Here is a 21,672-nt window from a genome sequence, read left to right on the forward strand (position 1 = left end):
CGGACATTCCCTGAACGACCCGATTGCGGACGTTATGCTTGCTTAATAGGTTGGTGATGTGAAGGTCGAACGCATCTTGATCCATCCCAATGAGTGCAGCCGGATTGCGATTGTTGAACGTCAGGACGGCCACTTCGTCCTTTATGAGCAACATCGCTGGCCAGAGGAGCCTGAATGGACTTGGGCAAGTGAAATTCTGGATGATCGCTGGGCAAGCGACGAAGAACTCTCTCAACCTGCAAAGGCGTGGCACCTCATCACGGGCGTATTTGCGAATGTCGAACAAGCCGAGGAGGAAGCTCGATCGTCAAAGGGCTTCTCGAGCGCATCAGTAATTTTCGGCTAGGGCCACTTCCCACCCAAAGGCGGTCAAACCTTGATCTGCATGATTGGCCCCGAAAGCGGTCGCGCGCGTCGTTGCCCTGTTGGAGGCCTTCTGGCTTTCCCTTTGCGCCTTGCCCCCTTCGTCGCTAAGGAGCCGCATCCCACGTCGCAACACGGATTCTCAAGCCTCCATGCCCGTATCTTCGATGAAACGCGTCCTGCTCAAGCTTTCGGGCGAAGTGCTCATGGGCGACCAGCAGTTCGGGATCGACCCGGCTTTCGTCATGGAACTGGCCAAGGAAGTGAAGGCGGCGAAGGATACGGGGCTCGAAATCTGCCTCGTCATCGGCGGCGGTAACATCTTCCGCGGCATGGCCGGGGCGGCGCAGGGCATGGACCGCGCGCAGGCCGACTACATGGGCATGCTCGCCACCGTCATGAACGCGCTGGCGATGCAGAACGCGCTCGAACAGCTCGGCGTCCAGACCCGCGTGCAGAGCGCGCTGCAGATGGACCAGGTTTGCGAACCGGTGATCCGCCGCCGTGCCGAACGCCACCTCGAAAAGGGTCGCGTGGTCATCTTCGCCGCCGGTGTCGGCGCTCCCTATTTCACCACCGACAGTGGCGCTGCGCTGCGTGCGGCGGAAATGAAGTGCGATGCGCTACTCAAGGGCACCAGCGTCGATGGGGTCTATGACAGCGATCCGAAGAAGAATTCCGAAGCAAAGCGCTTCGAAACCGTGACTTACAGCAAGGTCCTGGCGGACGACCTCAAGGTCATGGATGCCAGCGCCGTCGCCCTGTGCCGCGACAACAATATTCCGATCGTCGTTTTCTCGATCCGCGAGAAGGGCAATCTTGCCCGGGTCATCGCGGGCGAGGGGACGCAAACGGTCGTCCAGAACTGAACGATACGAAGACAAGAGGAAGCCTGACATGGCCAAGTACGACAAAGCCGACATCGAGCGCCGCATGAACGGCGCTGTCGAAAGCCTGAAGGGCGACCTTTCGGGCCTGCGCACCGGCCGCGCCAACACCAGCCTGCTCGATCCCGTCGTGGTCGAGGTTTACGGCGCGATGATGCCGCTGAACCAGGTCGCCACCGTTTCGGCACCCGAGCCGCGCATGCTCAGCGTGCAGGTGTGGGACAAGTCGAACCTGATCGCGGTCGAGAAGGGCATTGCCAAGGCCAACCTCGGTTTGAACCCGATGATCGATGGCCAGACGCTGCGCCTGCCGATGCCGGACCTGACCGAAGAGCGCCGCAAGGACCTCGCCAAGCTGGCCGGCCAGTATGCCGAACAGGCGAAGATCGCGATCCGCAACGTCCGCCGCGACGGCATGGAAGCGCTCAAGGAAGACGAGAAGAAGAAGGAAATCTCCGAAGACGACCGCAAGCGGTCGGAGGACGAGGTCCAGAAGCTGACCGACAAGTATGTCGGCGAGGCCGAGCAGGCCGCGCAGGCCAAGGAAAAGGAAATCCTGACCCAGTAAGGGATCGGGGCCGGGGACGAGAATGAGCGGCGAAGGCCAACAGGCCCGGCATGTTGCCATCATCATGGATGGCAACGGCCGCTGGGCGAAGCGCAAGCACCTGCCGCGCGCAATGGGCCACCGCAAGGGCGTGGAGGCGGTGCGCGAGCTCGTCCGTTCGCTCAAGGACACCTCGATCGAGTGCCTGACCCTCTATGCCTTCAGTTCGGAGAACTGGAAGCGGCCCGAGGACGAGGTCGACGACCTCATGAACCTGATGCGCAAGTTCATCAAATCCGACCTGCCCGAATTCATCGCCAACGACGTGAAGCTGGCTATTATTGGTGACTGGCAGGGGCTTGCGCCCGATATCGTCGAAATGCTCGAGGATGCCTTGGCGCAGACCGCGCATGGGTCGCGCACGCTGGCAGTGGCGCTCAACTACGGATCGCATGCCGAGATTGCCCGCGCGGCGCGGCTGGCGGCGGCCGAGGGCGAAATCGACGAGGCGGCCATTGCCCGACACCTTTTCACCGCCGATCTGCCGCCACTCGACCTGTTGATCCGCACCAGTGGCGAAGTGCGGTTGAGCAATTTTCTCTTGTGGCAGGCGGCCTATGCGGAAATGATATTCACCGACGTGCTGTGGCCCGACTTTAACCCGGACCATCTGCGCGCCGCGCTCGATGACTTTGCCAACCGGGAGAGGCGATTTGGCGGACGTTGAGGTAATGGCGGAGCCAGCGGCTCCCGCGAGAAAGAACGCCGACCTTCCGGTACGGATTGTCTCGGCTGTCGTGATGCTGGGCCTTGCCATCGGGGCGCTGAAGGCCGGTGATCCGTGGCTCGACATCTTCATCGTCGCCGTTGTGGCTACGACTCTATTCGAGTTCGTGATGCTGGTGCTGAAAGCGACGGCGAGCCTGCCGCTGCGCATTCTCGGTGTTGCCGCCGGGGTCGCCTATGTCGGTATCGCCGGCTTCATGCTCACCAAGATGCCGGTCCCCATGGTGGTCGGGGTCGTTGGCGCGGTGATCTTCGTCGACACCTTCGCATATTTTACCGGTCGCGCGTTAGGCGGACCGAAGATCGCGCCTGCAATCAGCCCGTCGAAAACCTGGGCAGGCCTGCTCGGCGCGGTCATTGGGGCGACACTGTGGGTCGGTGGCTGGGTCTACGTGGTTGCGCACGCCATCTCAGGTGACAAGACGCTATGGTTCGAGCCGCAGGAGATGCTCCAGATTCTCGGGATCGGCTTGCTGGTCGCGGTAGCAGCTCAGGCGGGCGACTTCTTCGAAAGCTGGCTCAAGCGCAAGGCAGGCGTGAAGGACAGCTCGAATCTCATTCCGGGGCATGGCGGCTTCTTTGATCGAACCGACGGCATGATCCCGGTCGTCATCCTCGCCGGACTTCTGGTGCGCGGAATTTCGTGATCCGTTCGATTTCCATTCTCGGCGCGACAGGTTCGGTGGGCGAGCAGACGCTCGACCTTGTGCGGCGCAATGGCGAGGAATGGAAAGTCGTGGCGCTCACCGCCCATTCCAATGTCGCGGCCCTTGCTGCGATGGCCCGTGAATTCGACGCTGAGGTGGCGGTTATCGCCGACGAGACGCGGCTCGACGAGCTGCGCGCCGCTCTGGCCGGCAGCGGGATCGAGGCAGCGGGTGGCCGAGCAGCGCTATGCGAGGCCGCATCGCGCCCGGTAGACATGACCGTCGCCGCGATCGTCGGCTGTGCAGGGCTGGGCCCGGTGATGGCTGCGATCGAGCAGGGTGGAACAATCGCACTGGCGAACAAGGAGGCACTGGTTTCGGCGGGCGAGGTCATGACCGAAGCCGTGAAGCGTCACGGCGCCACGCTGCTACCCGTCGATTCCGAACACAACGCGATATTCCAGTGCCTATCCGGCAATCGTATCGAGGACGTGCGGTCGATTACCCTGACCGCCAGCGGAGGCCCCCTGCGCCTGGTAGAAAATCTCGACGCGGTGACGCCGGAACAGGCAATCGCCCACCCCAATTGGGACATGGGCGCCAAGATCAGCGTCGACAGCGCAACCATGTTCAACAAGGGCCTCGAACTGATTGAGGCGCATCATCTGTTTCCGGTGGGCCTCGATCGCATTCGCATCGTCGTGCATCCGCAGAGCGTAATCCATTCGATGGTCGAATATCGCGACGGCTCTACCCTGGCCCAGCTTGGGCCTTCGGACATGCGCGTGCCCATCGCGTCGTGCCTCGCGTGGCCGCTGCGCATGGATACGCCCATGGCACCCCTCGACCTGGCCGCCATAGGTGAACTCAGCTTCTTCGCACCCGACGAGGTGCGGTTTCCTGCGACACGCCTTGCGCGCGAGGCGGCGCAGGCGGGCGGCGCGGCGCCGGCAATACTCAATGCCGCAAACGAAATCGCGGTTGCGGCCTTCCTCGAGCGTAAGATTGCATTCAGCCGCATTCCCCTATTGGTGGAGCGCGTGCTCTCGGAAGGGCAATTGCCTGACCCGCCGCGGACCCTAGAAGAGGTCCTGGGCGTTGATGGGAGTGCGCGCAAACGCGCGAACGAATTGCTGGAGCTCGCCTGACTTGGAAAGCACTATTCCCCTTTGGCTGTATTACGTCATCGGCTTCCCGTTGCTGCTGGGGCCGCTGGTGACCGTTCACGAGTTGGGTCACTACATTGTCGGCCGCTGGTTCGGCGTGCAGGCGGAAGCATTCTCGGTCGGTTTCGGCAAGGAAATCTGGGGCTTCACCGACAAACGTGGGACGCGCTGGAAGCTCGCGGCCATTCCCTTGGGCGGGTATGTCCAGTTCAAGGGCGACATGAACCCGGCCAGCATCCCCGATGCCGAGGCTATCGCCAAAGCGGAGGCGGATGAGCGGGAAGGGAGCTTCCACCACGCGGCCCTTTGGAAGCGCGCGCTGATCGTTTTTGCAGGGCCTGCGACGAACATCATTCTTACCCTCGCTATTTTTGCGAGCTTCTTCGCCTTTTACGGCAAGCCGGTACCGGCCAACGCGGACCAGCAGCTGACGATCGCCGAGTTTGCGCAAGGTTCGGCCGCGCAACAGGCGGGCCTTGAGATCGGGGACCGGATCGTCGCGGTGGATGGCAAGCAGATGCGGGGTTTCCGGGATCTCCAGGATGCGGTGCTGATGTTCCCGGGACGCACCCTCGATTTCGCAGTGATGCGCGACGGAAGCGAGCGCCATTTTGAAGTGACCGCAGCGAGCCGCGAGATCACCGACCAGTTCGGCAATATCTCGCGCATAGGGCTCGTCGGAATTCAGGCCAAGGCAGTCGACTACCAGTATGTGCCGCAAGGCATCGTCGCGAGCGTCGGACTTGCAGTCGATCATTCGCGCGGCATCATCGAGATGATGATCACCGGCATGGGCCAGATCATCAATGGCGAACGCTCGGTCAAGGAACTCGGCGGGCCGGTAAAAATCGCGAAGTTTTCCGGCGAGCAGTTGAGCATGGGCGCGCTCGCCTTCATCAACTTCGCGGCGCTGATTTCGCTTAATTTGGCATTCATCAACCTCCTGCCAATCCCGGCCCTCGACGGCGGGCACCTGGCTTTCTACGCGGCTGAAGCGGTCCGCCGGAAGCCGGTCGGCCCGCGCGGTCAGGAAGTGGCGTACCGCGCCGGCGTGGCCCTCGTGCTCATGCTGATGGTGTTCGTCACGGTGAACGACCTGGCTGGCCTCCCGATCTTCGGGAAATAGCCGGGGAAAGGGAGCGCGAGAACCGGCAATTCACTGTAGCAATGCTTGATTGGCGAGTGCGCATCGGGCAGGGGACGGTCGAGCTTCCCCGGGTGCGGCGGGCTCTTTGCCGGATCGGGTAGCAACAGCCGGTTCTGAATATTGTTTCGAGGACGGGAAACTCCTTGTCGATGACTGACTTTGCAACTGCCGCCACGCGACGTTCCACCCCCTGCGCGCGGCTGGCGATCAGCCTGCTTGCCGGCACCATGCTGGCCGGTATCCCGCAGGCGGCAATGGCACAGGAAGCAACAGATGCCGCTGCGGCACAGGCCGCCCCAGCCGCCCAGTCCGAAGTGGTGCGCACGATTGCCGTGGCCGGTGCACAGCGTCTCGAGCCGCAGACGATCCTGTCCTACATCCGTTTGCGCCCGGGCGACGTGTGGAGCCAGGCGGTCGGTGACCAGGTCCTGAAGGACCTTTACGCGACCGAACTGTTCTCCAACGCCAGCGTGGTCAACAATGACGGCAACGTGGTCATCACGATCGTCGAAAACCCGGTGGTCAACCGGATCATTATCGAGGGCAACAAGCGCCTCAAGGTCGACAAGATCCTGCCCGAGATCAAGCTCTCGCCGCGACAGATATTCACTCGTTCGAAGGTCCGTGCGGACGTGACCCGCATCATCGAGCTCTACAAGCGTCAGGGCCGTTTCGCCGCCACTGTCGAGCCGAAGATGGTCGAGCTGAGCCAGAACCGCGTCGATATCGTCTTCGAGATCAACGAAGGGCCCAAGTCCAAGGTCCGGCAGATCAATATCATCGGTAACGAGAAGTTCTCCGACGGCGAACTGCGTGGCGAAATGCTGACGAAACAGGCGCGCCTGACGAGCTTCTTCAGCTCGAACACCAGCTATGACCCGGACCGCCTGGCCTATGACCAGCAGCTCCTGCGCCAGTTCTATCTGACCGAAGGCTATGCCGACTTCCGCGTGGTTTCGGCGGTCGCAGAGCTGACGCCGGACAAGAAGGACTTCATCATCACCTACGTCGTCGAGGAAGGGGAACGCTACAAGTTCGCCGACGTCTCGGTCGACAGCCAGATCCGCGATTTCGACAGCAAGGCGATGTCGACGCGTCTGCCGATGAAGACCGGCGACTGGTACGATGCCAAGCAGGTCGAGGACACGGTGGAGCAGTTGACCGAGCTGGCCGGAACCTTCGGCTACGCCTTTGCCGACGTCTCGCCGAATTTCTCGCGCAATCCTGACGACAAGACCATGTCGGTCCAGTTCGTCCTCCGCGAAGCGCCACGCGTCTATGTCGAGCGGATCGACGTCAACGGAAACACGCTGACCCAGGACAAGGTCCTGCGCCGCGAATTCCGTGTGGCCGAGGGCGATGCCTTCAATTCGCTGGCGGTCAAGCGTTCGACCTCGCGCATCAACTCGCTGGGCTACTTCCAGGAAAACTTCGAGATCAACCAGGTCGAGGGCAGCCAGCCCGACCGCATTGTTCTCGAAGCCAATGTCGAGGAGCAGGCTACCGGCCAGTTGCAGCTGTCGGCCGGCTTCAGTTCGCTTGAAAGCTTCATCCTCGCCGGCTCGATCCAGCAGCGCAACTTCCGCGGCCGTGGTCAGACAGTTGGCCTAAGCCTCAACTACTCGCGCTATTCGAAGTCGGCCCAGGTCAGCTTCACCGAACCCTATGTCTTCGACCGCAATATTTCGGCTGGTGTGGACATCTACCGCCGCGACCTCAACAGCTTCAACTTCCGCAACAACCAGCGCAACACGACCTACAAGCAGGCCACCACCGGCCTTTCGCTGCGCGCGGGCGTGCCATTGACCGAATACATGTCGGCCGTCGGAAGCTACACTTTCAACTACGACGACGTGTCGCTCGGGAACGAGTTCTTCACCAACGGCGCGTGCGATCCGACCAAGGCCAGCCGCTTCCTGTGCGAGGCAATCGGCAAGCGTTCGAGCTCGATCGTCGGTCTGACCCTTAACTACGACACGCTCGACAGCCGCCTGCGCCCCACGCGCGGCGAGACGATCAGCTGGACGACCGAATTCGCCGGCCTTGGCGGCTCGGAACGTTACCTGCGCAGCCGCGCCCGCCTGGCCAAGTACTGGGGCATCGGTAGCGGGTTCATCTTCTCGCTGGCCGGCGAAGGCGGCTGGATCAAGGGTCTGAAGGACAGCAACACTCCGGGTACGGACAACGTTCGCCTGATCAACCGCTTCTTCCTGGGCGAACCGCAGATGCGCGGCTTCGACATCAGGGGCGTCGGCCCGCGCATCGTGCGCCTGCCGTACTTCGATGACGACAACGATCCGACAACGCCCGATGTGCCGCAGGCGCTGGAGGATGCTCTCAATTCCAAGAACCGTCTCGACGACTCGCTGGGTGGCAGGGCCTATTACCTCGGTCGCGCCGAGCTCGAGATCCCACTTGGCAGCGGTGCGCGCGAGATGGGCCTCCGTCCGTCGGTCTTCGTCGACGTCGGCTCGCTTTTCGGCATCACCGAGCCGATCCTCCAGGATTTCCCGAACGGCGTACCGCTGACCAACGACCTCGGCCAGCAGCTGTATTTGCAGTCGGGTACCGACGCGAGCGGCAACGAGGTCTTCTCTTCGGTTACCAACCCGATCTCGCCAAGCGGCGCGACGAACACTCCGCAGTACCGCGCGGCAGGCTTCAAGGAAGTCTTCGTCGGCGACAGCGTATCGCCGCGCGTTTCGGTCGGCTTCGGCGTCAACTGGAACTCACCCTTCGGTCCGTTCAGGATCGATGTATCGAAGGTCCTTAAGAGTCAGGTCGGTGACGACACCAAGACCTTCTCCTTCAACGTAGGAACGCAATTCTGATGAATACCAAGATCAAACTCGCTGCCGGTGCCGTTCTGGCCGCCGCAGCCGTTGCTGCTACCCCTGCTTCGGCGCAGGTCGCCGGCATCGCCACCAGCAGCCCCGAAGCCGTGATCGTGCGCGCCCAGGCGCGCATCACCGCTTACCAGCAGATCGAGCAGCAGTATGCCGCGCAGATCGCCCAGATCCGTACGCTGCGCCAGGAAATGGCAACGCTGCAGCAGACGCTCGACACCAACAAGGACGGGCAGCTCAGCCAGCAGGAGGCCACGGCCAACAAAACTGCGGTCGACCAGCTGCAGGCGAAGGAACAGACGATCGCGCAGACGACCCAGCCGATCGTTCTTGCCCAGACCTATGCCATCGAGCAGCTGATCAACGACTACGCCAATGTCCAGCAGCAGGTCGTCAACGACAAGAAGATCCAGATCATGCTCACCCCGGACGCGATCCAGTGGGCACCCGATTCGGTCAACGTCACCGACGCACTCGTCGCCGTGATAAACAAGCGCATGCCTTCGGTGCAGATCACTCCGCCGGCAGGCTGGCGTCCGCGCCAGGAATCGCTGGCCACCCAGCAGACCGTGGCGCAGATCCTGGTGGGCGTTGCCCAGCAGCAGGCAGCTGCCGCGCAGCAGAACCAGCAGCCGCAACAGCAGCAGCCGACCGGCCGCTGATCCGACCAAGAAGGGGGCAGGGCATGAGCGAGGAAACCACCGGTTTCGACGTCGTGGAGGTGCTGAAGCGCCTGCCACACCGCTATCCCCTGCTCCTGGTCGACCGGGTGAAGGAACTGGTCGTCGACGAGCGCATCCATGCGATCAAGGCGGTCAGCTTCAACGAGGACTTTTTCCAGGGCCATTTCCCCGGCGCGCCGATCATGCCCGGCGTCCTCCAGATCGAGGCGCTGGCGCAGGCTGCGGGCGTGCTCGCAGTGGAAAGCCTCGGCCTCGCAGGCTCCGGCAAGCTCGTCTATTTCATGGCCATCGAGAATGCGAAGTTCCGTGCACCCGTGACGCCGGGCTGCCTGCTCGACCTCAAGGCCGAGTTCGTCCAGAAGCGTGCCCGCGTGTGCAAGTTCGCAGGCGAGGCCTCGGTCGATGGCAAGGTGACCTGCGAAGTCAGCTTTACCGCGATGATCGCCGACGCGCCGGAATAAGGTTGCCAATCCCGGCGCTCGCCGCTATGCGCGCGCCTTTCCCATTCACAGCTGGACCGGTCGGAACCGTTCCGAAGCTAGAAGGACGAATATCATGAAGGCCGAAGGGCACCCCGACTATCACATGATCACGGTCAAGATGACCGATGGTACCGAATTCCAGACCCGCTCGACCTGGGGCAAGGAAGGCGACACGCTCGCCCTCGAAATCGACCCCACGAGCCACCCGGCCTGGACCGGTGGCAAGCAGCAGCTTCAGGAAGGCGGCCGCGTCGCAGCCTTCAACAAGCGCTTCGGTGGTCTCAGCCTCAAGAAGTAAGCTTCAAAGGCTTTCGAAATCAGGGAAGGGCGGTCCGTTTGGGCCGCCCTTTCTCGTTTGGCGCGCTTACTGGGCGCAGTCGATACAGCGGGTCGCGATAGGTCGCGCTTCGAGCCGGGCACGGGAGATAGCCTTCCCGCATTGGCTGCAAGTGCCGTAGGTGCCGTTGTCCATGCGCTGCAAGGCCATGCGAATCTGTGAGATTTCGTTGCGCAGGACTGCATCCACCCCTTCCAGCGCCTCGTCATCCGCAAGGTCTACGGCTTGCTCGCTGAAATCCGCGTCGAGAGGGCCACGCAGATCGTCCTCGATGTCCTCGACCCGCTCGAGGAGTTCTCCGAGCCTCTTTTCGAGCCTGACCCTAATTCCCGAATAATCGTCCATCACCATCCCCACGGCTTTTCGCGATACCACTTCGTGATCACGTACTTGGTCCCCTTGCGCACCTTCATCCCGTGATGGAGCGTATTGGGGTTCTCACGTTTGTCGGGCCGGCGGTTGTTCCAGCAGACCAGCTTGCCGCGTTCCGGCTGGAACATCTTGCCGACCGTCTTGAACCGTGTAGCACCGCCGGCATCGACGTCATTGAGATAGATCATGAAAGTCCAGGTTCGCTGGCCCGCGACCGAACAGTATTTCACCCAGTCGGCGCCGCCCGGATTGAAATAGTCGCAATGTGCCTTGAACTCCTGGCCCACGGCGTAGCGTTGGCCCTGAACCGGCTCGCCATGCGCCGGGTCGATGCCGTTCAGGGCGAAGAACAGCTCTTCCAGTTCCTTTACCCGCGGTTCCTCCGCGGACAGATCGCAAGTTTCGCTGGTGCGGAAGTAATGGTCGTCCCCGGCATCCGCGAGGGTCGAGGGACGACGGTCCTTGTCGATCAGCGCGATGAGGTCGGTGCACATGTCGGCGGACAGGAAGTCCTTGAGTTGGAACAGTTCCAGCTTGTCGCTGGGAACGCGCTGGACTCCGGGATGTGACAGGAGGGTCTCTGCCGAAGATTCGCCGCTGCTTGTCATGGTGTCTAGTTATAGTGCGCAACGCGCCGCGAAAGATAGTTTCACCGGAAGCCTCCGCTGCGCTTTTTCACTTCCCATTTCGAACGTGTTGTGCAACAGGCACGCGCCGTTGCGCAGGGCGGGTTGACGCTGTCACCGCGAGGCGTATCAGGCCCCCTTCCCGGGCGGTTCCGGGGGCATGTGGCGATCGTAGCTCAGTTGGTTAGAGCGCCGGTTTGTGGTACCGGAGGTCGCGGGTTCGAACCCCGTCGATCGCCCCATTTTCTCCCCCCTTATGACCGCTCCGACACATGATTGCGGGGCTAAGCGCGATGACGGCATTCTGGACCGAAGCTGACTACGACGACCACGAACTGGTCGAGGTCGTACGCGATCCGAAGAGCGGCCTCACCGCAATTATTGCTCTCCATTCCACCCATCTCGGGCCCGGTGCCGGCGGCACCCGCTTCTGGCACTATGCCAACCCCGAGGACGCGATGCGCGATGCGCTGCGCCTGAGCCGCGGGATGAGCTACAAGAACGCCATGGCCGGCCTGCCGATGGGCGGGGGCAAGGCGGTGATCCTGGCCGATGCCGACAAGACGAAGACGCCGGAAATGCTGGCGGCCTTTGCAGACGCGGTCGATGCACTCGGCGGCAAGTATGTGACGGCGGAAGACGTGGGTATTTCGGAAGCCGACATGGCCGCCGTTGCCCAGCGCACGCAACACGTTTCCGGCCTCCCGGTCGAGGGCGAGGATGCTGCGGGCGGCGATCCGGGCCCGTTCACCGCGCTCGGCATCTTCCTCGGCATCAAGGCCGCGGTGAAGCACAAGATGGGCAAGGACAGCATGGAGGGCGTCCATGTCGCCATCCAGGGTACCGGCAGCGTCGGTGGCGGCGTCGCCCGCCTGCTCGCCAGGGAGGGCGCCAGGCTGACCTTGTCGGACATTCACATGGACCGCGCCGAGGCCCTGGCGACCGAGTTGGGCGCAGACACGGCGGCACCCGATGCGATCATGTCGGTGGCCTGTGACGTGTTCAGCCCCAACGCGCTCGGCGCCATCCTCGATGACGAGGGCATCGCGCGCCTCGACTGCCAGATGGTGGCCGGCGGTGCGAACAACCAGCTGAAGCGCCCCGAGCACGGCCCCATGCTCGCCAAGCGCGGCATTCTTTATGCGCCCGATTATGTCATCAATGCCGGCGGCATCATCTCCGTGACGCTCGAATATCTGTGCCGCAACGACAAGGCACCCTGCGACATCAACGAAGTGCGCAAGCGGATCGCGCTGATTCCCGGGCGGCTCGAGCAGATCTGGCAGGAAAGCGATGCCACCGGGCAGTCGCCCGACCAGGTCGCCGACCGCATGGCGCAGGAGCTCATTGGGCGGTAATTTTTCCGCCTTTCGCGGGGGAGCCGGACCTTTGGGCCATTGTTTCCGAACCCGGCCCCTGCCAAAGCAGCCGCGGACGGATAACAGATGCACGGCTTCGCGAACCCCAAACGCTTCCTTTCGCTTGCTCGCTGGCTGACTCCGCTGCTCATCGTGAGCGGCCTGATCGTCAGCGCGGGTGCGCTATGGTGGGGCCTGACGCAGGTTCCGCCCGATCGCCTGATGGGCGAAACCGTCCGCATCCTCTTCCTCCATGTCCCCGCCGCATGGCTGGGCATGGGCGGCTGGACTGCGATTGCGGTGTCGAGCCTCGTCTTCCTGGTATGGCGTCATCCGCTCGCCGCGCTGGCTGCGCGGGGTGCGGCGGTACCTGGCCTCGCCTTCACAGTGATATGCCTCGTCACCGGCTCGATCTGGGGCCGCCCCACCTGGGGTACCTGGTGGGTATGGGACGGCCGGCTGACGAGCATGCTTGTGCTCGCCTTCCTCTATGTCGCGTACATCGCGCTGGCACAGGCGGTGGAGCGCGAGGGCGTGTCGCCTCGCATTCCGGCGATTTTCGGTCTGCTCGGTGCGATCAATATCCCGATTATCAACCGTTCGGTGGTGTGGTGGAACTCGCTCCACCAGCCGCCCAGCATCACCATGGGCAAGAGCGCGATCGACGCTGCATTTCTCGTGCCGCTGCTGATCGCGGTGATCGGCTTCTCGCTGCTGTTTGGCGGCGTCGTGCTGGCCCGGATGCGGGCATTGCTGGCCGATATCCAGGCCGAGGCACGCCTGCGACGCAAGGCGATGGAGGACATCTGATGCGCGTGGCGCTGGACCAGTGGGATTTCGTCGTGGCCGCCTATGCGGTCGGTGTCCTCGGCACGTTGGCCATGGTCGCGTGGGCCTGGTTCGACATGAAGCGGGCCGAACGCCGGCGCGAGGAGGCACGGGGCAAGTGAGCGCGATGAAAGCCAAGCACCAGCGACTGGTCCTCGTGGTCCTCGCACTCATTGCCATCGTCGGCGCGGGCCTTCTCGCGACCTATGCGCTGCGCAATCAGGCGAGCTATTTCTACCTGCCCGAGCAGATGCTCGCCGACCCTCCGCAAGTGGGACAGGCGGTGCGGCTTGGCGGGATGGTCGAGAGGGGCTCGCTCAAGACCGATGCCGATGGTGTAACTCTGCGGTTCAATGTCACTGGCAACGAGAGCTCGCGCGTGCCGGTACGCTTCAGCGGCATCGCACCCGACCTTTTCGTTGAGGGGTCAGGCGTGGTTGCCGAAGGGCGGCTGGAAGCCGACGGGACCTTTGTCGCCGACAACCTCCTTGCCAAGCATGACGAGAATTATGTGCCCAAGGAACTGGAGGGCATGACCCAGCAGCAGGCCTCCAGGATGGCCGAGGAAACCACGGTCGGGCTAGAATGATTGCAGAGGTCGGACTTGCTGCCCTGTGGCTCGCCGCCGCGCTCGCCGCGCTGCAGATGGTTGCGGGCTTCCTTGCAGTTCGGGCTGGCGACGAGACCGAACTTGCCGGGCTGATCCGGCCCGCCGCCGTTGTGCAGGGCGTCCTTGTTTCGATTTCTTTCGTCATGCTGCTGTGGCTGTTCGCGGTCACAGACCTGTCGGTGAAGCTGGTCGTCGCGAATTCGCACTCGATGAAGCCGCTGGTGTTCAAGATCGCCGGTGCATGGGGCAATCACGAAGGCTCGATGTTGCTATGGGTCACCGTCATGGCTCTGGCGGGGGCACTCATCGCACTCGTCGAGCGCCGCCTGCCGGAACGCACCATGCAGGCGACACTGGCCGCGCAGGGCGTGGTTTCGCTGGGCTTCTATGCATTTCTCCTGTTCAGCTCGAACCCCTTCGAGCGACTTCCGACACCGGCAGCGGAAGGGATGGGACTCAACCCGCTGCTGCAGGATCTCGGTCTCGCCTTCCACCCGCCGACGCTCTATCTGGGCTATGTCGGCCTCTCGGTTGCCTTCAGCTTCGCTGTCGGCGCGCTGCTGACGCGGCAGGTGACCCCCGATTTTGCCCGCGCAATGCGCCCCTGGGTGCTCGGCGCCTGGGTGTTCCTGACCGTGGGCATCACCGCCGGCAGCTACTGGGCCTATTACGAGCTGGGCTGGGGCGGCTGGTGGTTCTGGGACCCGGTCGAAAATGCCTCGCTGATGCCGTGGCTTGCCGCGACCGCGCTGCTGCATTCGGCGAGCGTCCTCGCCAGCCGCGATGCGCTGCGCGTGTGGACGATCATGCTTGGTGTGGTCGCCTTTTCGATGAGCATGGTCGGCACCTTCCTCGTGCGTTCGGGCATCTTGACCAGCGTCCACGCCTTCGCCGTCGATCCCGAGCGCGGCAGTTTCATCCTCATGCTCCTTACGCTCTACATCGGCGGGGCGCTTTTGCTGTTCAGCCTGCGCGCCGGGACAGTGAGCGAGGGCGAGCGCTTCGCCGTCGCCAGCCGCGAGGGCGCGCTGGTGTTCAACAACGTCATGCTCAGCGCCATCCTGGCGATAGTCCTGCTCGGCACGCTCTACCCGCTGGTGACCGAGGCCTTCGACGTGCGCGTTTCGGTTGGTCCTCCCTATTTCAACCCGGTCGGCGCGATCTTCACTGTGCCCATGCTTGTGGTGATGGCCGTAGGGCCGCTGCTGCGCTGGCGGCGCGACCGGCTCGACCGCGTCCGCAACGAAATCGCCATTATCGCTGCCCTGACGCTGGCGGCGATTGTCCTCTTCAGCCTTGTCGCGCAGGTCGAACTCCTGCCGCTACTCGGCCTCGCGCTCGGACTTGCCGTCGGTGTCGGCAGCCTCCTGCCGCTGCGCGGGCGCAAGCTCACCCGCGTGCCCATTGCGACTTGGGGGATGGTCGTCGCCCACTTCGGCATCGCTGTCGCTCTGCTTGGCATGGCGAGCGAGAGCGCCTTCTCGAAGGAACGCCTCGCCGCTGTCGAAATCGGGCAGAGCACCACGGTCGGCCCGTGGACGATCACCTTGCAGGGCGTCGAGCCGGTCGCGGGACCCAACTGGACCGCCATCGAAGGGCGCATGGCCGCGAGCTATGCCGGCGGCGAGCCGACCATCATCGACCCGCAGGCGCGCAATTTCTGGGCGCCTCCGCAGCAGACCACGGAAAGCGCACTGGTGACCCGCTGGAACGGCCAGCTCTACGCCGTCATGGGTGACCGCGCGCCCGACGGACGCTGGCAGCTGCGCCTCTGGTGGAAACCCTTCGTCCCGTTGATCTGGCTCGGTGGACTACTCGTGGCCTTCGGCGGGGTTCTCGCGCTCGTCGGACGCGTGCTGGCCGATCTCAAGCGGCGCGAGGTCGTGCGCCGCATGGCATCGCGCCGGGCCGAGCAGGAGAAACTCGCATGAGCTGGCGCCTGTGGGTCCCGCTGCTGCTGTTCTCGGCCTTCCTCGGCCTTGCCGCCTACCAGCTGACGCAGCCCAAGGACGAGTTCGTCGAAAGCCGCATGATCGGTAAGGAGCTCCCCTATTTCGCGCTCCCGCCCGCGATGGAGGGTTCGCTGGGGGCGGCCAATGCCGACTTCAAGGACGGCAAGCCGCGCCTGCTCAACATCTGGGCGAGCTGGTGCGTGCCGTGCATTGCCGAAGCGCCGCATCTCGATGCGTTGAAGCGTCAGGGCGTCGAGATCGTCGGCATCGCCATCCGCGACCGGCCCGAGGACGTTGCGCGCTTCCTTGCGCAGCACGGCAATCCCTATTCCCGCATCGGCCGCGACGACCTGTCGGAGGTGCAGCTGGCGATCGGTTCGTCGGGTGTCCCCGAGACCTTCGTGATCGATGGCAAGGGCGTCATCCGTTACCAGCACATCGGTGATGTGCGGGCCGAGAATGTGCCCATGTTGCTCAAAAAGCTGCGCGAGGCGGGACAATGAAGCGCTTCATTCTGCTGCTTAACATGGTGTTCGCTCTTGCGCTGTTCGGTCCCGCGCATGCGCAGGACACCATGCCGCCCGCGCCCTATGCCTATCGCCAGCTCGACGATCCGGCACAAGAAGCGAAGGCGCAGGAACTGATGGAGACGCTGCGCTGCCTCAAGTGCCAGTCGCAGTCGATCGCCGACAGCGATGCGCCGATGGCAGGCGACATGCGCCACCAGGTCCGCATCCGCATCGCGGCGGGCGAGGATCCGGAGTCGATCCGCGCCTGGCTGATGGAGCGCTATGGCGATTACGTCAGCTACAAGCCCGAAGTGAGCGCATCGACCTGGCCGCTGTTCGCCGTTCCCCTGCTGCTGGTGCTGGTCGCCGGGGCGATCCTCTATCGTCGCTTCGGGAGGCGCGGATGACCTGGCTCCCGATCATAGCGCTGGCTGCGCTGACTTTCGGCATCGCGGTTTACGCCCTCAAGCTGCCGCGCAGCCTGTGGATGCTGTTTGCCGCCGCGCTCCTTTTCGGCCTTGCGGGCTATGCCATGCAGGGCTCGCCGGACCTGGCTTCGGCTCCTGCGGCCGGCCCGTCCGCCCAGCAGTCCGAAACTGGCGAATTGCTGGTCGAGGCGCGGCGCGAGTTCTATCCCGACACTGCGCTTCCCTCGCGCTTCGTGGTGACCGCCGATGCCTTCGCGCGGCGCGGACAGTTCGAGCATGCCGCAAATTTCCTGCGCAATGCGGTCTCGGAAAATCCTCGCGATGGCGAGGCCTGGCTGGCGCTGGGCAATGCGCTGGTCGAGCATGCGAACGGCCAGCTTACCGCGGCGGCCCTCTACGCCTATTCGCAGGCCGAGGAAGTGCAGCCGGGCAATCCCGCACCGACCTATTTCCTCGGTCTTGCGCTGTTGCGCGCGGGCCAGCCGGGACAGACCCGTGCATTGTGGAGCGAACTGCTCGAAGAAGCGCCGGCCGATGCAGCATGGCGCCCGGCGCTCGAAATGCGCCTCCAGCGGCTCGATGCCCTGCTCGGCATCGGTCCTGCGCCCGATAGTTCCGGAACAGGACAGTAATCCGACGGTTGCGCAATTGGTTGCGATGGTCCGAACAGGCTGCTAATCGGCGCGGCTTGCGCTGGCTGGCCAGCCACAATGCAGGTTTTTGACCCAATGCGTCAGGACAAGTTTTTCCTATGAGCGATGCCGTCGTGCCGCAAACCGCCGTGCCCAACGAAGTTGATGGCGACGGCGACCATTCGCACGGGCACGGCTCGAGTTCGAAGGCCGCTCTGGCCATCGGTGCGGTCGGTGTCGTCTTCGGCGATATCGGTACGAGCCCGCTCTACGCGTTCCGCGAAACCTTCCTTGGCGAACACAGCCTCGCGATCGACAAGCTGCATATCTATGGTGTGGTCAGCCTGATCTTCTGGTCGATGACGCTGATCGTCTCGATCCAGTACGTCACCATCCTGATGCGCGCCGACAACAAGGGGCAGGGCGGCACGCTGGCCCTCGTCGCCAAGCTGTCGCGCCATATCGGGGCGACGAGGTACGGCTGGATTACCGTGCTGCTGGGCGTCTTCGCCACGGCGCTGTTCTACGGCGACAGCATGATCACTCCCGCGATTTCGGTCCTTTCCGCGGTCGAGGGTCTGACGGTCGTCAACGCCGGTCTCGAACCGCTGGTCATTCCCATCGCACTCGTCTTGCTGGTCGGGCTGTTCCTGATCCAGAAACGGGGAACGGCGACGGTCGGCAAGCTCTTCGCGCCGATCATGATCGTCTACTTCGTCACGATCGCTGTGCTGGGCGTGATTCACATCGTCCAGAACCCCTACATCCTCCAGGCTCTCAATCCCTGGTATGCGGTGCAATTCTTCCTCACCGACAAGTGGATCGCCTTCCTCGCGCTGGGTTCGGTCGTGCTGGCCGTGACGGGCGCAGAGGCGCTTTATTCCGACATGGGCCACTTCGGTCGCGGGCCGATGCGCCTGTCGTGGTTCGGCTTCGTCATGCCGTGCCTGCTGATGAACTACTTCGGACAGGGCGCGATGATTGCGGCGATGGACCCGGCCCAGACCGCCATCGCCATGCAGAGCCCGTTCTTCAACATGGCACCCGAGCAGTTCCGGCTTCCACTGGTCCTGCTGGCCACCTGCGCCACGTTTATCGCCAGCCAGGCAGTGATCAGCGGGGCCTTTTCGATCACCCACCAGGCGATCCAGCTGGGCTTCATCCCGCGCCTGTCGACCGCGCACACCAGCGCGACCCATCACGGGCAGATCTACATCCCCTTCATCAATAATGCGCTGATGGTGGCGGTCATCCTGCTGGTGCTGATGTTCCAGAATTCCAGCAACCTTGCCGCGGCCTACGGCATCGCCGTGACCGGCGCGATGTTCATCGACACGCTGCTGATGGGCGTGCTGCTGGTGGCCGTGTGGAAATGGCGCTGGTGGATGGCGCTGCCGGTCTTCGTGCTCTTCATCTTCGTCGACGGCGCATACTTCTTCGCCAACCTGCCCAAGGTGCCTTACGGCGGCTGGTTCCCTCTGATGATCGGCGCGATCGCCTTCACCCTGCTGACGACCTGGTCGAAGGGCCGCAAGCTGATGCGCGAGCGCATGAGCGAAGTTGCGCTGCCGATCGAAATCTTCGCCAAGAGTGCCAAGAACAGCGCCACCCGCGTTCCCGGCACGGCAATCTTCATGGCCAGCCAGACCGCCGGCGTGCCGAGCGCACTGCTGCACAACATCAAGCACAACAAGGTGCTCCACGAACGCGTGGTCATCCTGACCGTGCTGATCGCCGAGGTGCCCTACATCGATCCCGCGGAACGCTGCGAGATGACGGACCTTGGCGACGGTTTCTACCGCGTCGTCCTGCACTATGGTTTCATGGAAGAAACCAACGTGCCCGAAGGCCTCAAGCAGATGCAGCGTTGCGGCGGCGAATTCGACATGATGCACACCAGCTTCTTCCTCAGCCGCCAGACCCTGATCGCCAGCCCCAAGCCGGGCATGCCGATCTGGCGGGAAAAGGTGTTCGCCTGGATGCTGCGCAACGCCGCGACCGCGATGGACTTCTTCCGCCTGCCGACCAACCGCGTGGTGGAACTGGGCAGCCAGCTGGAAATTTAGGGCGGGGCGCAAGGTGCAGCTCGCCACCTGTCGGCGGGCTGGAACCGCACGTCCGGATCATCAGCCAATCAGCTCGAAGTCGTCGTCACCCAGTGGCCGGACGAAGTCGCCCCATCTGCCGCTCTTTCGCCAGAAATCGACAAGTCCGATGTCGACCAATATCTGCTTGAAGCGCGGGCTCTTGCGCAGTTCGCGATAAATCGGGAACCACAGGTGAATGACACCGAAGCCGTGCCTTTGCTCGACCAGCCCTTTGCGAAGGGCGGCGAACGCAAGGTCTTCGTCTCCGAAGTAGGCGGCAAACTCGGCAATCAACAGCATACGCAGCGTGTGATCCGCTTCAGGATTCGAAAAGTCACCACGCAGGTATTGGAGAGCATTTGGCGGATCGTCGAAGCGGTCCAGGACATCCTGCCAGAACACTCCCGGGAATTCGCCTTGATCGACTATCGCTTGCAGATGACCCCGAGCGGCATCGTGGTCGCCGGCTACCATCGCTCTGTACATCGCGAACAGGTCGGTCGCCGAACGAGAGCCCAGCAAGCTCTTGCTGCGGATGTATTCTCTAGCCGCTTCCTCTGGACGATGAGCGAGGTCGAACGCCATCTGCAGCGACAGGGAACTTTGCAGGATCATTGGTTCCGACTTGCACCAGGCTAGACACGTCTCGATGCCATCGGCCAGATACCCCAAGCCCCATTGAACAGACAACAAACCGGTAGACCAGTCCGGAATTGTCTCAATCCGTGAAATCGCCGCGGCGGCAGCTGGCCAATCGTATTCCCATTGTGCCTTGTAGGCAGTCAGGCTGAGGCTGGTGTTGTTATCCGGCGCCAGCTCGATCGACCTTTTGCACGCAAGGTCGAGGTCCTCCCAGCTGTCGAAGAGGTTCTTGGGCATGTAGGTCAGCACGGTAAACAGGGTCAGTCCGTAGTCGACCCAGGCCTGACCGAAGTCCGGATCGATCGCCAGGCATTGGCGATAGAGATCCGGTGCGGAGAAGAGCCTGGCGATCTCCATCGTTCCGGCCAAGGCCCTTGCCCGGTTGAAGAGATCGTAAGCTTCCAGGTTTCGCGTGCCTGGCAAGGCACATGTACCCGGTGCCGTCGGGACCAGCCGTAACTTCAATGCTTCGATAATCGCTGTCGACAACTCATCCTGCAGATCGAAGATGTCACTCAATTCGCGATCGTAGCGCTGTGCCCAGACATGATTGCTGGTTGCGGCATCGATGAGCTGCGCAGTGAGGCGCACGCGATTGCCAGACCTGCGCACGCTGCCTTCAAGCAGGTGGGTCACATTGAGCTGGCGTGCAATCACAGCCGTGTCGACATTCTTGCCCTTGAAGGTGAAGACCGAACTGCGCGGAATGACTCTCAGTTCCGAAACCCTCGAGAGGTCGGTGATGATGTCTTCGGTAATCCCGTCGCTGAAGTGTTCCTGTTCCGGATCACTGCTCATGTTGACGAATGGGAGAACCGCAACCGCCAGCTGATCGATTGGCGGAAGCGGATCGCGGGCCGAAGCCTTGGTCAGGGGTGATTGCGAAAGGCCGACGCAGGTGCGCACGTCGCCAAGAAAAACACGCCAGGCAGGATCGAAAAGGTCACCCAGCCAGTGCGAAAGCTCTGCCGTATGCGTCAGTTCGAACATGATCGGCCTGTCGCATGGCTCGATCATGACGGGGACCAATGTTCGATATCGGTCCGCGAAAGTCGCTTCCGCCCTGACCCAGCGACTGTCCACCGAACTCCTGGACCACAACACTACCACCGCCTTGGCGGCCTTTAGCGCCTGCTCGATTTCCGTGTCGAAAGTTTCCCCCGTGCGCAGGGCGATATCCCACCACACTTCGAAGCCTTCGCCCGCCAAGGCATCGGCGAACAGCTTTGCGCGCTTCGCGTCTTCATGGCTGTAAGACAGGAAGATGTCTGGTGCAGACAAGCACGCCTCCCACCACGCAAGCTGCCTTGCGCCGAATGTGGCCCGATATTTAATCCTGCCGGGAGAATTGCAAGCGAAGACCGTTCGGCCCCATCTCCCGCCCGGGACAGGGAAGCTGTCTTGGGGCACCGCATGGTGGCGTCAGACCGGTTTCGGATCGTCGCCTTCAAACAGGCACAAGTCGCGGTCGCCGATGCCGAAATCGCTCCAGCTGGCGCGCCATGCACTGATGTGGTCCGACGCCAAATGTGCGTCGAGGGCCGGACGATCGGCCCAGCGTTCGATTACGTGGATCAGGCCCGGATCGAAGACGTCTTCGGCGTAGTCGTATTGGAGGCAACCGGGCTCAGCGCGGCTGGCATCGACCATCGATTTCATGGCTTGCCGCGCAGAAGCGAGGTTCTCGGGCGGCAGCCGGAAAGTGCCAACGATCAGCAGCATAGAGTCCCTCGCGCC

24 protein-coding genes and 1 tRNA gene are annotated in these 21,672 nt (G+C 63.0%); 21 read left to right on the plus strand and 4 right to left on the minus strand.

All coding sequences use genetic code 11. The features are described from left to right. The first annotated feature begins 58 nt into the window (after positions 1 to 58). The 11 genes from IRL76_RS03795 to rpmE all read left to right on the plus strand — a co-directional run bounded on the left by IRL76_RS03795 (position 59) and on the right by rpmE (position 9,852). Positions 59 to 346, plus strand: a complete 288-nt coding sequence (locus IRL76_RS03795; RefSeq protein WP_200983329.1) for a hypothetical protein — start codon at positions 59 to 61, stop codon at positions 344 to 346. Positions 347 to 515: 169 nt separating this feature from the next. Next, a complete protein-coding gene (pyrH, locus tag IRL76_RS03800) occupies positions 516 to 1,232 on the plus strand; it encodes a UMP kinase (RefSeq protein ID WP_200983331.1) in 717 nt (238 codons plus the stop codon). 28 nt (positions 1,233 to 1,260) lie between these two features. Beyond that, on the plus strand, positions 1,261 to 1,818 hold the full coding sequence (gene frr, locus IRL76_RS03805) for a ribosome recycling factor (RefSeq protein ID WP_200983333.1): 558 nt from the start codon (positions 1,261 to 1,263) through the stop codon (positions 1,816 to 1,818). A 22-nt stretch (positions 1,819 to 1,840) separates the two neighbouring features. Then, positions 1,841 to 2,524, plus strand: a complete 684-nt coding sequence (gene uppS, locus IRL76_RS03810; RefSeq protein WP_200983335.1) for a polyprenyl diphosphate synthase — start codon at positions 1,841 to 1,843, stop codon at positions 2,522 to 2,524. Then, positions 2,511 to 3,230, plus strand: a complete 720-nt coding sequence (locus IRL76_RS03815; protein WP_246449965.1) for a phosphatidate cytidylyltransferase — start codon at positions 2,511 to 2,513, stop codon at positions 3,228 to 3,230. The genes uppS and IRL76_RS03815 overlap by 14 nt, the downstream gene beginning before the upstream one ends. Further along, the gene (dxr, locus tag IRL76_RS03820) at positions 3,230 to 4,378 is read left to right on the plus strand and encodes a 1-deoxy-D-xylulose-5-phosphate reductoisomerase (RefSeq protein ID WP_200984166.1); all 1,149 of its coding nucleotides are present in this window, start codon (positions 3,230 to 3,232) and stop codon (positions 4,376 to 4,378) included. The genes IRL76_RS03815 and dxr overlap by 1 nt, the downstream gene beginning before the upstream one ends. Position 4,379: 1 nt before the next feature. Beyond that, the gene (rseP, locus tag IRL76_RS03825; protein ID WP_246449967.1) at positions 4,380 to 5,522 is read left to right on the plus strand and encodes an RIP metalloprotease RseP; all 1,143 of its coding nucleotides are present in this window, start codon (positions 4,380 to 4,382) and stop codon (positions 5,520 to 5,522) included. 170 nt (positions 5,523 to 5,692) lie between these two features. Further along, positions 5,693 to 8,374, plus strand: coding sequence for an outer membrane protein assembly factor BamA (bamA, locus tag IRL76_RS03830; RefSeq protein WP_200983339.1), 2,682 nt, complete (start codon positions 5,693 to 5,695; stop codon positions 8,372 to 8,374). Continuing rightward, a complete protein-coding gene (locus IRL76_RS03835) occupies positions 8,374 to 9,051 on the plus strand; it encodes an OmpH family outer membrane protein (RefSeq protein WP_200983341.1) in 678 nt (225 codons plus the stop codon). The genes bamA and IRL76_RS03835 overlap by 1 nt, the downstream gene beginning before the upstream one ends. Positions 9,052 to 9,074: 23 nt before the next feature. Beyond that, the gene (gene fabZ / locus IRL76_RS03840) at positions 9,075 to 9,533 is read left to right on the plus strand and encodes a 3-hydroxyacyl-ACP dehydratase FabZ (protein ID WP_200983342.1); all 459 of its coding nucleotides are present in this window, start codon (positions 9,075 to 9,077) and stop codon (positions 9,531 to 9,533) included. Between the two features lie 94 nt (positions 9,534 to 9,627). Next, on the plus strand, positions 9,628 to 9,852 hold the full coding sequence (gene rpmE, locus IRL76_RS03845; protein WP_200983343.1) for a 50S ribosomal protein L31: 225 nt from the start codon (positions 9,628 to 9,630) through the stop codon (positions 9,850 to 9,852). 66 nt (positions 9,853 to 9,918) lie between these two features. On the opposite strand, the gene IRL76_RS03850 is transcribed toward rpmE, so the two are convergent. Both IRL76_RS03850 and IRL76_RS03855 read right to left on the minus strand, forming a co-directional pair. Next, positions 9,919 to 10,236 carry a TraR/DksA family transcriptional regulator gene (locus IRL76_RS03850; RefSeq protein WP_200983346.1) on the minus strand — a complete coding sequence of 106 codons (318 nt, stop codon included), beginning with the start codon at positions 10,234 to 10,236 and terminating at the stop codon, positions 9,919 to 9,921. Next, positions 10,236 to 10,871: a prolyl hydroxylase family protein gene (locus tag IRL76_RS03855; RefSeq protein ID WP_200983348.1), complete on the minus strand. Its 636-nt coding sequence runs from the start codon at positions 10,869 to 10,871 to the stop codon at positions 10,236 to 10,238. Before IRL76_RS03855 ends, IRL76_RS03850 begins: the two co-directional genes overlap by 1 nt. 183 nt (positions 10,872 to 11,054) lie before the next feature. Between IRL76_RS03855 and IRL76_RS03860 the strand changes: the two genes are divergently transcribed. The 10 genes from IRL76_RS03860 (at position 11,055) to IRL76_RS03905 (ending at position 19,272) form a co-directional block, all read left to right on the plus strand. Beyond that, a tRNA-His gene (locus IRL76_RS03860) sits at positions 11,055 to 11,131 on the plus strand. Between the two features lie 51 nt (positions 11,132 to 11,182). Continuing rightward, on the plus strand, positions 11,183 to 12,247 hold the full coding sequence (locus IRL76_RS03865; RefSeq protein WP_200983350.1) for a Leu/Phe/Val dehydrogenase: 1,065 nt from the start codon (positions 11,183 to 11,185) through the stop codon (positions 12,245 to 12,247). A gap of 87 nt (positions 12,248 to 12,334) precedes the next feature. After that, entirely contained in the window at positions 12,335 to 13,057 is a 723-nt protein-coding gene (gene ccmC, locus IRL76_RS03870) for a heme ABC transporter permease CcmC (RefSeq protein ID WP_200983352.1), read from the plus strand. Further along, entirely contained in the window at positions 13,057 to 13,197 is a 141-nt protein-coding gene (locus tag IRL76_RS03875) for a hypothetical protein (RefSeq protein WP_200983354.1), read from the plus strand. The genes ccmC and IRL76_RS03875 overlap by 1 nt, the downstream gene beginning before the upstream one ends. Positions 13,198 to 13,202: 5 nt before the next feature. After that, positions 13,203 to 13,664 carry a cytochrome c maturation protein CcmE gene (gene ccmE / locus IRL76_RS03880; protein ID WP_200984167.1) on the plus strand — a complete coding sequence of 154 codons (462 nt, stop codon included), beginning with the start codon at positions 13,203 to 13,205 and terminating at the stop codon, positions 13,662 to 13,664. Further along, positions 13,661 to 15,616: a heme lyase CcmF/NrfE family subunit gene (locus IRL76_RS03885; RefSeq protein WP_200983356.1), complete on the plus strand. Its 1,956-nt coding sequence runs from the start codon at positions 13,661 to 13,663 to the stop codon at positions 15,614 to 15,616. The genes ccmE and IRL76_RS03885 overlap by 4 nt, the downstream gene beginning before the upstream one ends. After that, positions 15,613 to 16,140 (plus strand): DsbE family thiol:disulfide interchange protein, encoded by a 528-nt coding sequence (locus tag IRL76_RS03890; RefSeq protein ID WP_200983358.1) that lies wholly within the window; start codon positions 15,613 to 15,615, stop codon positions 16,138 to 16,140. The genes IRL76_RS03885 and IRL76_RS03890 overlap by 4 nt, the downstream gene beginning before the upstream one ends. Further along, entirely contained in the window at positions 16,137 to 16,553 is a 417-nt protein-coding gene (locus IRL76_RS03895; protein ID WP_200983360.1) for a cytochrome c-type biogenesis protein, read from the plus strand. The genes IRL76_RS03890 and IRL76_RS03895 overlap by 4 nt, the downstream gene beginning before the upstream one ends. Then, entirely contained in the window at positions 16,550 to 17,206 is a 657-nt protein-coding gene (locus tag IRL76_RS03900) for a tetratricopeptide repeat protein (RefSeq protein WP_200983361.1), read from the plus strand. Before IRL76_RS03895 ends, IRL76_RS03900 begins: the two co-directional genes overlap by 4 nt. Positions 17,207 to 17,325: 119 nt before the next feature. Beyond that, entirely contained in the window at positions 17,326 to 19,272 is a 1,947-nt protein-coding gene (locus IRL76_RS03905) for a potassium transporter Kup (RefSeq protein ID WP_200983363.1), read from the plus strand. Positions 19,273 to 19,332: 60 nt separating this feature from the next. Here the strand turns inward: IRL76_RS03905 and IRL76_RS03910 are convergent, their stop codons facing one another. Further along, the gene (locus tag IRL76_RS03910; protein WP_200983365.1) at positions 19,333 to 21,216 is read right to left on the minus strand and encodes a TIR domain-containing protein; all 1,884 of its coding nucleotides are present in this window, start codon (positions 21,214 to 21,216) and stop codon (positions 19,333 to 19,335) included. Positions 21,217 to 21,357: 141 nt separating this feature from the next. Further along, the gene (locus IRL76_RS03915; protein ID WP_200983367.1) at positions 21,358 to 21,657 is read right to left on the minus strand and encodes a putative quinol monooxygenase; all 300 of its coding nucleotides are present in this window, start codon (positions 21,655 to 21,657) and stop codon (positions 21,358 to 21,360) included. Between the last annotated feature and the right edge of the window lie 15 nt (positions 21,658 to 21,672).

The sequence above is a fragment of the Qipengyuania soli genome, from assembly GCF_015529805.1.
GTDB lineage: Bacteria > Pseudomonadota > Alphaproteobacteria > Sphingomonadales > Sphingomonadaceae > Qipengyuania > Qipengyuania soli.

Excerpts from the sequence above, each read along its gene's own strand:
- ccmC (WP_200983352.1), top strand. The coding sequence starts at position 12,335 with ATGCACGGCTTCGCGAACCCCAAACGCTTCCTTTCGCTTGCTCGCTGG.
- IRL76_RS03900 (WP_200983361.1), top strand. The coding sequence starts at position 16,550 with ATGACCTGGCTCCCGATCATAGCGCTGGCTGCGCTGACTTTCGGCATC.
- IRL76_RS03835 (WP_200983341.1), top strand. The coding sequence starts at position 8,374 with ATGAATACCAAGATCAAACTCGCTGCCGGTGCCGTTCTGGCCGCCGCA.
- IRL76_RS03885 (WP_200983356.1), top strand. The coding sequence starts at position 13,661 with ATGATTGCAGAGGTCGGACTTGCTGCCCTGTGGCTCGCCGCCGCGCTC.
- bamA (WP_200983339.1), top strand. The coding sequence starts at position 5,693 with ATGACTGACTTTGCAACTGCCGCCACGCGACGTTCCACCCCCTGCGCG.
- rpmE (WP_200983343.1), top strand. The coding sequence starts at position 9,628 with ATGAAGGCCGAAGGGCACCCCGACTATCACATGATCACGGTCAAGATG.
- IRL76_RS03865 (WP_200983350.1), top strand. The coding sequence starts at position 11,183 with ATGACGGCATTCTGGACCGAAGCTGACTACGACGACCACGAACTGGTC.
- IRL76_RS03855 (WP_200983348.1), bottom strand. The coding sequence starts at position 10,871 with ATGACAAGCAGCGGCGAATCTTCGGCAGAGACCCTCCTGTCACATCCC.
- fabZ (WP_200983342.1), top strand. The coding sequence starts at position 9,075 with ATGAGCGAGGAAACCACCGGTTTCGACGTCGTGGAGGTGCTGAAGCGC.
- IRL76_RS03905 (WP_200983363.1), top strand. The coding sequence starts at position 17,326 with ATGAGCGATGCCGTCGTGCCGCAAACCGCCGTGCCCAACGAAGTTGAT.
- pyrH (WP_200983331.1), top strand. The coding sequence starts at position 516 with ATGCCCGTATCTTCGATGAAACGCGTCCTGCTCAAGCTTTCGGGCGAA.
- uppS (WP_200983335.1), top strand. The coding sequence starts at position 1,841 with ATGAGCGGCGAAGGCCAACAGGCCCGGCATGTTGCCATCATCATGGAT.
- frr (WP_200983333.1), top strand. The coding sequence starts at position 1,261 with ATGGCCAAGTACGACAAAGCCGACATCGAGCGCCGCATGAACGGCGCT.
- IRL76_RS03850 (WP_200983346.1), bottom strand. The coding sequence starts at position 10,236 with ATGGACGATTATTCGGGAATTAGGGTCAGGCTCGAAAAGAGGCTCGGA.
- IRL76_RS03915 (WP_200983367.1), bottom strand. The coding sequence starts at position 21,657 with ATGCTGCTGATCGTTGGCACTTTCCGGCTGCCGCCCGAGAACCTCGCT.
- ccmE (WP_200984167.1), top strand. The coding sequence starts at position 13,203 with ATGAAAGCCAAGCACCAGCGACTGGTCCTCGTGGTCCTCGCACTCATT.
- IRL76_RS03890 (WP_200983358.1), top strand. The coding sequence starts at position 15,613 with ATGAGCTGGCGCCTGTGGGTCCCGCTGCTGCTGTTCTCGGCCTTCCTC.
- IRL76_RS03875 (WP_200983354.1), top strand. The coding sequence starts at position 13,057 with ATGCGCGTGGCGCTGGACCAGTGGGATTTCGTCGTGGCCGCCTATGCG.
- IRL76_RS03895 (WP_200983360.1), top strand. The coding sequence starts at position 16,137 with ATGAAGCGCTTCATTCTGCTGCTTAACATGGTGTTCGCTCTTGCGCTG.